The organism is Mesorhizobium sp. M7A.F.Ca.CA.002.04.1.1 (genome assembly GCF_004022805.1).
Classification (GTDB): domain Bacteria; phylum Pseudomonadota; class Alphaproteobacteria; order Rhizobiales; family Rhizobiaceae; genus Mesorhizobium; species Mesorhizobium ciceri.
Genome location: NZ_RZPL01000204.1, coordinates 1 through 7975, shown reverse-complemented (window position 1 = coordinate 7975; position 7975 = coordinate 1). Strand labels below are relative to the sequence as shown.

General features: G+C 64.4%; 7 protein-coding genes. 3 read left to right on the top strand and 4 right to left on the bottom strand.

Going from position 1 to position 7975, the window contains the following annotated elements:
- The 3 genes from ENZ75_RS13200 to ENZ75_RS13190 form a co-directional block, all read left to right on the top strand.
- The coding region (locus ENZ75_RS13200; RefSeq protein WP_164887804.1) for a molybdopterin oxidoreductase family protein at window positions 1-1630 on the top strand (1630 nt) is incomplete at its 5' end.
- Window positions 1627-2361: a 4Fe-4S dicluster domain-containing protein gene (locus tag ENZ75_RS13195; protein WP_063170003.1), complete on the top strand. Its 735-nt coding sequence runs from the start codon at window positions 1627-1629 to the stop codon at window positions 2359-2361. The genes ENZ75_RS13200 and ENZ75_RS13195, both read left to right, overlap by 4 nt.
- A gap of 3 nt (window positions 2362-2364) precedes the next feature.
- On the top strand, window positions 2365-3300 hold the full coding sequence (locus tag ENZ75_RS13190) for a DmsC/YnfH family molybdoenzyme membrane anchor subunit (RefSeq protein ID WP_063170002.1): 936 nt from the start codon (window positions 2365-2367) through the stop codon (window positions 3298-3300).
- A 6-nt stretch (window positions 3301-3306) separates the two neighbouring features.
- Here ENZ75_RS13190 and pdeM read toward each other — a convergent pair whose 3' ends face one another.
- The 4 genes from pdeM to ENZ75_RS13170 form a co-directional block, all read right to left on the bottom strand.
- Entirely contained in the window at window positions 3307-4023 is a 717-nt protein-coding gene (gene pdeM / locus ENZ75_RS13185) for a ligase-associated DNA damage response endonuclease PdeM (protein WP_063170001.1), read from the bottom strand.
- The gene (locus tag ENZ75_RS13180) at window positions 4020-6569 is read right to left on the bottom strand and encodes a ligase-associated DNA damage response DEXH box helicase (protein ID WP_063170000.1); all 2550 of its coding nucleotides are present in this window, start codon (window positions 6567-6569) and stop codon (window positions 4020-4022) included. Before ENZ75_RS13180 ends, pdeM begins: the two co-directional genes overlap by 4 nt.
- Before the next feature lie 199 nt (window positions 6570-6768).
- Window positions 6769-7629 carry an NlpC/P60 family protein gene (locus ENZ75_RS13175; RefSeq protein ID WP_063170457.1) on the bottom strand — a complete coding sequence of 287 codons (861 nt, stop codon included), beginning with the start codon at window positions 7627-7629 and terminating at the stop codon, window positions 6769-6771.
- A 26-nt stretch (window positions 7630-7655) separates the two neighbouring features.
- On the bottom strand, window positions 7656-7955 hold the full coding sequence (locus ENZ75_RS13170) for a MarR family winged helix-turn-helix transcriptional regulator (protein ID WP_164887805.1): 300 nt from the start codon (window positions 7953-7955) through the stop codon (window positions 7656-7658).
- Window positions 7956-7975: the final 20 nt, after the last annotated feature.

Sequence of the window (7975 nt, the reverse complement as noted above, 5' to 3'; positions counted from 1 at the left end):
GCTGTTGGGCACGGTGGATGTCCCCGGCGGCTTCCGCTTCAAGCCGCCCTACCCTCGATCCGCGCCGCCCGGACCGAAGCCGGCGGGCAAGACCGTCAAGCCGATGACGCCGCTCGACGGCATGCCGCTCGGCTTCGTCTGCGGGCCGGACGATTTGCTGGTCGGCGAGGCCGGCACGCCGCTTCGCATCGACAAGGCCTATTCGTGGGACGCGCCGCTGGCCGCGCACGGCCTGATGCACACCGTCATCCGCAACGCCTGGGCAGGCGATCCCTACAAGATCGACACGCTGATGATGTACATGTCGAACATGGCGTGGAATTCCTCGATGAACACCGTCGAGACCATGGCGATGCTGACCGACAGCGACGAAGCGGGCAACTACAAGATCCCTTTCATCATCTATTCCGACGCCTATTATTCCGAGACCGTGCCGTTCGCCGATCTGGTGCTGCCGGACACGACCTATCTCGAGCGCCACGACTGCATCAGCCTGCTCGACCGGCCGATCAGTCATGCCGACGGACCGGGCGACGCCATCCGCCATCCCGTCATCGAGCCCGACCGCGACGTCCGGCCGTTCCAGTCGGTGCTGATCGAACTCGGCGCCCGGCTCGGCCTGCCTGGTTTCGTCGATGAGGACGGCTCGGCCAGATACCGCGACTATGCCGACTACATCGTCAACCATGAGCGCACGCCCGGCATCGGCCCGCTCGCCGGCTGGCGCGGCAAGGATGGGACCTCGACCGGCAGGGGTGAGGCCAACCCGGACCAGTTGCAGCGCTACATCGACAATGGCGGCTTCTGGCATCATGATTTCGCGGACGACCAGCGCTATTACAAGATGGCCAACCGCTCCTATCTCGACTTCGCAGTGCAGATGGGTTTTATCCCGAAAGCCGAACCGATCGTTTTCCAGCTCTACTCGGAGCCTATGCAGCGCTTCAGGCTCGCCGCGCGTGGCCATGGCCGTGTGGTGCCGCCGAAAGGCGATCGCCAGCGCATCGAGACCTACATGGACCCGCTGCCCTTCTGGCACATGCCCTTCGAGGAAGCGGTCGTCGACCTCGAAAAATATCCGCTGCATGCGCTGACGCAGCGGCCGATGCACATGTACCACTCCTGGGGTTCGCAGAATGCGTGGCTGCGGCAGATCACCAGCCAGAACCGGCTGTTCGTGCATCACCGGACGGCAGCCGGTCTCGGCCTTGTCGATGACGACTGGGTGTGGATCGAAAGCATCAACGGCAGAGTGAAGGGGCAGATCAAGCTGATCGACGGGGTGAACGAAAGCACGGTCTGGACCTGGAACGCCATCGGCAAAAGGCGCGGCAGCTGGGGGCTGAAGGACGACGCGGCCGAGAGCAACCGCGGCTTCCTGCTCAACCATATCATCGGCGACCAGACCTCGGCCGACGCTCAGGGCAAACGCTATTCGAATTCCGATCCAGTGACGGGCCAGGCTGCGTGGTTCGACCTGCGCGTGCGCATCGTCAAATGCGCAGCCGAAGAAGCCGGGTTCACCGAGCCGCAGTTCCAGCGTTTCCTGCAGCCGCCGCATTTCGAATCCTCGCCCGACAGACTGACTTTCGGCGCCGAATTCCGCAGGGCGAGAGAGGCGACCAAATGACCTGTCTGCCAAGTCAAAGCGGCAAGAAGCTCGGCCTCGTCATCGATCTCGACACCTGCGTCGGCTGCCAGGCCTGCGTCACCGCCTGCAAGGAATGGAACACCGGCGGCCACATGGCGCCGCTGACCGACATCGATCCCTATGGCGGCCATGTCGACGGCGTCTGGTTCAACCGCGTGCACAGCTATGAGCACACCACCGAGATGGGCGGACGGACGGTGAACTTCCCGCGCTCCTGCCTGCATTGCGAGACGCCGGCCTGCGTCACCGTCTGCCCGACTGGCGCCTCCTACAAGCGGGCTTCGGACGGCATCGTGCTGATCGACGAGGACAAGTGCATCGGCTGCAAATTGTGCAGTTGGGCCTGTCCTTATGGAGCACGCGAATTCGACACCGATGTCGGGGTGATGAAGAAATGCACGCTGTGTGTCGACCGCATCTACAATGACAATCTGGCCGAAGAAGACCGCGTGCCGGCCTGCGTCGCCGCCTGCCCGACCAGCGCCCGGCATTTCGGTGATCTCGGCGATCCCCTGTCGGCGGTCTCGCAACTGGTGGCCGAGCGTGGCGGCGTCGACCTGATGCCGGAGCTCGGCTATCGCCCGACCAACAAATATTTGCCGCCGCGCGCCCACACCGCGCGCGCCGCATCGGTGGCCGCGCCGGCATTGGAACCGGTGCGGGCCGAAGGCGGTTTCCTCGGCTGGGTCGACCGCATGCTTTCGAATTGACCCATGCATCCAGCCTTCTCCGTCGTCTTCTTCACCACTGCCACCGGCGCGGGCTACGGCCTGCTCGCGCTGCTGGGCACGCTCGGAGGCTTCCAGATCATCCCACCCGATTTCTGGCTGGGCTTCATCGGCATGGGGCTGGCGCTCGGCCTGATCGTAGCCGGCCTGTTGTCCTCGACGGGTCATCTCGGCCGCCCCGAACGCGCCTGGCGGGCGTTCTCACAATGGCGCAGTTCATGGCTGTCGCGCGAAGGTGTTGCCTCGGTCATCACCTTCATTCCGGCGGGACTGTTCGGCATCGGTTGGATATTCTTCGGCAAGACCGATGGCTGGGTCGGCATCGCCGGATCTCTGGCCACCATCGGCGCAATCATCACCGTCTGCACCACCGGCATGATTTATGCGTCGCTGAAGCCGATCGCCCAATGGCATAGCCGCTTCACCCTGCCCGGCTATCTCATCTTCTCGGCAATGACCGGCAGCGTGCTGCTGAACGCGCTGCTGCAGGGCTTTGCGCTTGGTTCGAAGGTGCAGCTGGCGGCTTGCCTGCTGCTGACCTTGACCGGCTGGGGCTGGAAGCTGGCGACCTGGCGCTACAATGACCGGCTGGAGATCCCGACCACCGCCAACACCGCGACCGGGCTGGCGGGAGGTACGGTGCGGTCGCTGGAATGGCCGCATACCGAAGAGAATTACCTGCTCAAGGAAATGGGTTTCCGCATCGCGCGCAAGCATGGCGCGCGGCTGCGTCAGATCACGCAGCTTCTGGCCTTCGCGTTGCCCTTGGGGCTGCTCGCCATTGTGTTCGCCCTGCCCTGGCCGCCGGCAGCGTTGCTGTCGGTACTCGCTGCTGCAATCCAGTTCGCCGGCATGCTGGTCGAGCGCTGGCTGTTTTTTGCAGAGGCGAAGCACACGGTTACGCTTTATTACGGCAGGTAGGGCTGTTTAGCCCGGCCGCAGCATCGAGCCGGAAATGGCAAAGATGCGTTGGGCGCCCAGCATATAGGCCATCAGCGTGTCCAGCCGGAACAGCCCGGCATAGGCGCGGTCGAGAACGTTGAGCGAACCGGTATAGGCGCCGAAGGCCGGCATGATCATGCGGCCTCCGTCGCCGGCAAAGCAGCGCCGCCGCACCGAGCGGCCCTGCTGGACGATGCGGGCGCAGGGATGCAGATGGCCCGCTATTTCGCCTTCGACACGCTGCTTCGACGGCTCATGCCGGAACAGCAGCGAGCCGATGGCAAGTTCACGCACCGTCTCGCCAGGCAGGTCGGCTGGCGCTTCCGGGTCATGATTGCCGGCGACCCAGAACCATTGCCGGCCTGATATCAACGCCTCCAGCCGCTCGCGGAAGCTTGCATGCATGCGCTGGGCGCCACCGCCATCGTGAAAGCTGTCGCCCAGGCTGATGACGATAGACGGCTGGTAGTCAGCGATGACGGCCTGCAATCGCAGCAAGGTCGCGCCGGTGTCGTAGGGCGGGATCAGCGTGCCGCGGCGTGCCAGCGACGAACCCTTTTCCAGATGCAGATCGGACACGGCCAGAAGCCGCAGATCCGGAAAATAGAGCACGCCGCGCGGGTCGCAGACGGCGCGCTTGCCGGCGATGCCGACAAGATCGGCCTCGGCGATCAGCGATGTGCGCGCCAGCGAAAAATTCATTCCTCGACCATCTCCGGCCCCATGGCCTCTGCGACCAGCGTCGCCGCATCCATCAGCAATGTCTCATCGGCTTCGCCGTTCACCGGCATCTTGCCGATCTCGAGCATGATCGGCACGGCGAGCGGCGATATCTGTTCGAGTGCCTTATGCACGATTCGACCCTGGATGCGCGAGAGCATGTCGGCAAGTCTGCTGACATCGAGCAGGCCGGCCGCCGCATCGGCACGCGTCGCCTGCAGCAGGATGTGGTCCGGTTCATGGCTGCGCAGCACATCATAGATCAGGTCGGTCGAGACGGTGACCTGGCGGCCGCTCTTCTCCTGGCCAGGGTGGCGTTTCTCGATCAATCCGGAAATCAGCGCGCAGTTACGGAAGGTGCGCTTGAGAAGCCAGCTGTCGGCCAGCCAGGCTTCGAGGTCGTCGCCCAGCATGTCCTGGTCGAAAAGTGCGCTCAGCGAAGGCTTCCTGGCTTTGAACATCGCGCCCATGTCGCCCAGTGACCATATAGCCAGCGCATAATCGGTGGCGACGAAGCCGAGCGGCCTGGCTCCTGCCCTGTCGAGGCGGCGGGTGAGCAGCATGCCGAGCGTCTGGTGCGCCAGCCTGCCCTCGAACGGGTAAGCCACCAGATAGTGGCGATTGCCGCGTGGAAAGGTCTCGATCAGCAGGTCGTCGCGCTTGGGCAGCACCGATTTGTCGGCCTGGAAGCGCAGCCAGTCGGCGACCTGCTCGGGCAGCTTTTTCCATCGCTGCGGGTCATCGAGCATGATGCGGACCTGTTCGGCGAGATAGGTCGAAAGCGGAAACTTGCCGCCTCCATAATAGGGCACCTTGGCATCGCTGCCCGGCGCGTTCGACACGAAGCATTCATTCTCGCGGATGCCCTCGAAGCGCAGCACCTTGCCGGCGAACATGAACGTGTCGCCATGCGTCAACGTTTCGAGGAAGGCCTCCTCGATCTTGCCGAGGACCCGGCCGCCACGCGAAGCCGCGCCTTTGCTGCCGGCCTGCACATATCGAACATTCAGCGCCGGCACCTCGATGATGGTGCCGACATTCAGCCTGTATTGCTGGGCGACGCGCGGATTGGACACCCGCCACAACCCGTCCTTGTTCAAACGGATGCGGGCATAGCGCTCGTAGTTCTTGAGCGCATAGCCGCCGGTGGCAACGAAGTCGATGACGCGGTCGAATGTCGGCCGGTCGAGGCTGACATAGGGTGCTGCCGTTCGCACCTCCTCGTACAGGTCATCGGCACGGAACGGCGCGCCGCAGGCGCAGCCGAGCACATGCTGGGCCAGCACATCGAGCCCGCCATTGATCAACGGAGGCGTGTCCTGCGCGCCTAGATAGTTCGCGTCGAGGGCGGCCCGGCATTCCAGCACCTCAAAGCGGTTGGCGGGGATGAGGATCGCCTTGGACGGCTCGTCCATGCGGTGGTTGGCACGGCCGATGCGCTGTGCCAGTCGGCTCGCCCCCTTTGGCGCGCCGACATGCACCACCAGATCGACATCGCCCCAGTCGATGCCGAGATCGAGAGTCGAGGTGGCGACGATGGCGCGCAGCGCGTTTTCGCCCATCGCCTTCTCGACCCGCCGGCGCTGGGCGACGTCGAGCGAACCGTGATGCAGCGCGATCGGCAACGTGTCCTCGTTGACCCGCCACAATTCCTGGAACAGCAGCTCCGCCTGGCTGCGCGTGTTGACGAACAGCAGGGTCGTCTTGTGGCGCTTGATTTCGCGATAGATTTCCGGCGTGGCGTAGCGCGCAGAATGTCCCGCCCATGGCACGCGCTCTTCGGAGTCGAGGATGGAAATCTCCGGTTTCGCACCCCCGGTGACGACGATCAGTTCGGCCATGTCATGGCCTGTCGAACCCTTGGGTGGATTCTGGCTGACCAGCCAGCGCCGCAACTCGTCAGGTTCGGCCACCGTCGCCGATAGCCCGATGGTTTGCAGACCAGGGACAAAGCTGCGCAACCGTGCCAGGCCGAGCGCGAGCAGATGCCCGCGTTTCGATGTCACCAGCGAATGCAGTTCGTCGAGCACGACGTAGCGCAGATCTTCGAAGAAGCGTCTGGCATCGCCGGCCGCAATCAGCAGCGCCAGTTGTTCGGGCGTGGTCAGCAGGATATCGGGCGGCACCAGTTTCTGGCGCTGGCGCTTGTGCGCCGGCGTGTCGCCGGTGCGCGTCTCGATGGTGACGGGCAGCCCGATCTCTTCCACCGGTTTGCCGAGATTACGCTCGATATCGACGGCAAGCGCCTTCAACGGCGAGATGTAGAGCGTGTGGATACCGCGCTGCGCCTGGCCCGGCTTTCTCTTTGGCCGGTTGGCCAGTTCGGTCAGCGAAGGCAGGAAGCCGGCCAGCGTCTTGCCGGCACCGGTCGGCGCGATCAGCAGGACCGACTGACCGGCCTGGGCCTTCGCCAGAAGTTCGATCTGATGGGCGCGCGGCGACCAGCCTTTCTCGCCAAACCATCTGAGGAATGGTTCGGGCAGGGCCACGGCGGCATTCTGTTCGGCAAGGCGCGGCTCAACTGTCACCCGCCAGAGGTAGCGCGACGGCGCGCGAACGCCAAGGAAAATCGGAACAAAAGGTGATCGAGGTGAGCTTTCCTCGCCCCGGTACGGGGAGAGGATGCCGGCAGGCAGGTGGGGGGCGGCGCGAACCTCTCAATGCTGGCGCTGTCCCTCATCCGCCCTCGGGCACCTTCTCCCCGTGAACGGGGCGAAGGAAGAAAGGCTACGGCCTCCTGAACCCTGTCGGGCCACCATAGAGATAACCGATGCGGTCAACCGCATCCTTCAGGCCTTCGCGCGACACCAGCATGGTGTGGCCGTTGGCGTGGATCATCGTGTCGGCATCGGTCATGACGGCGACATGGCCCTTCCAGAACACCAGATCGCCGCGTCGCAAGCCGGAGAAATCAGGTCCCGGTTCCAGCGGCTCGCCAAGGGCCGCAGCCTGCATGTCGGAATCGCGCAGCACGTCTCTGCCGGCCATGCGCATCGCCAGTTGCACCAGCCCCGAACAGTCGATGCCGAAACCGGAAGTGCCACCCCAGAGATAGGGTGTTCCTAGAAACGCCTCGGCAACCGCGACATAGTCGGACACAGCTTCACTGAGCGGCCGCAGGTGACCTGCGATCAGCGCCTCGCCGGACGGCAGGACCGCATAGTGCGTACCGCGCGTCTCGGCCGCCTCCGTCACTGTCACCGTCGATCCCATCGACAATTGTCCGGCGATCGGAAAGCGCAGATCCGGCGCGGGATAGAGGAAGGTGCGCGGCACGCAGACGATGTGCGTCGGCGTATGGTCCCGTTTGCCCAGCATCGTGTCGGCGACATAGCCGACATAGCCGTCGCGTTCGGCCTGGACCCAGGCCCAGCCTTCAGCGACATCGAAGACCAGGACATCGTCGCCGAACAGGGCTTGCGTGTTGACGCCGGCATCCGCCCGCGGCGCCTTGCGCATATCGGCCACTGACGCGATGACCCGCGCCGGCCGGCCGGCGACGAAGCGGTCAGCGGCGACCTCACCCTTCAGCCGTGCATCGGCAAGGTCCGAGCGAAAAGCGTGAAGGCGGGCATCCCTGGCAGTCAAATCGAGCACTCTGTTGAAAAGGTCGCTCACATCGGCAGTTCGAGCGCCTTGGCGATGATACCATCGCCGAAGCGCTCGACAAAGAGCGCGCCCTCGACCGTGCGCCTGATCAGAACATTGCGCTTGTCGAGCTCGTCGCGATGGCGCGAGACGAGTTTCAAAGCGCCCATCGTGTCAAGGGCGCGGGTGATCACCGGCTTGGTGACATTGAGCCGGGCGGCGAGCCCGCGCACGGTGTGCGGCGGCGGATCGAGATAGATGGTGAACAGGATTGCCGTCTGGCGCATGGTCAGATCGGGCGCGTCGTCGCGCACCTGCGACAGCATCACCTGCTGCCACAGTCGCA

What these genes read in the sequence shown, in the direction of transcription:
- ENZ75_RS13170 (WP_164887805.1), bottom strand. Translation starts at nt 7,955, where the DNA reads ATGCTGTCGCAGGTGCGCGACGACGCGCCCGATCTGACCATGCGCCAG.
- pdeM (WP_063170001.1), bottom strand. Translation starts at nt 4,023, where the DNA reads ATGAATTTTTCGCTGGCGCGCACATCGCTGATCGCCGAGGCCGATCTT.
- ENZ75_RS13195 (WP_063170003.1), top strand. Translation starts at nt 1,627, where the DNA reads ATGACCTGTCTGCCAAGTCAAAGCGGCAAGAAGCTCGGCCTCGTCATC.
- ENZ75_RS13190 (WP_063170002.1), top strand. Translation starts at nt 2,365, where the DNA reads ATGCATCCAGCCTTCTCCGTCGTCTTCTTCACCACTGCCACCGGCGCG.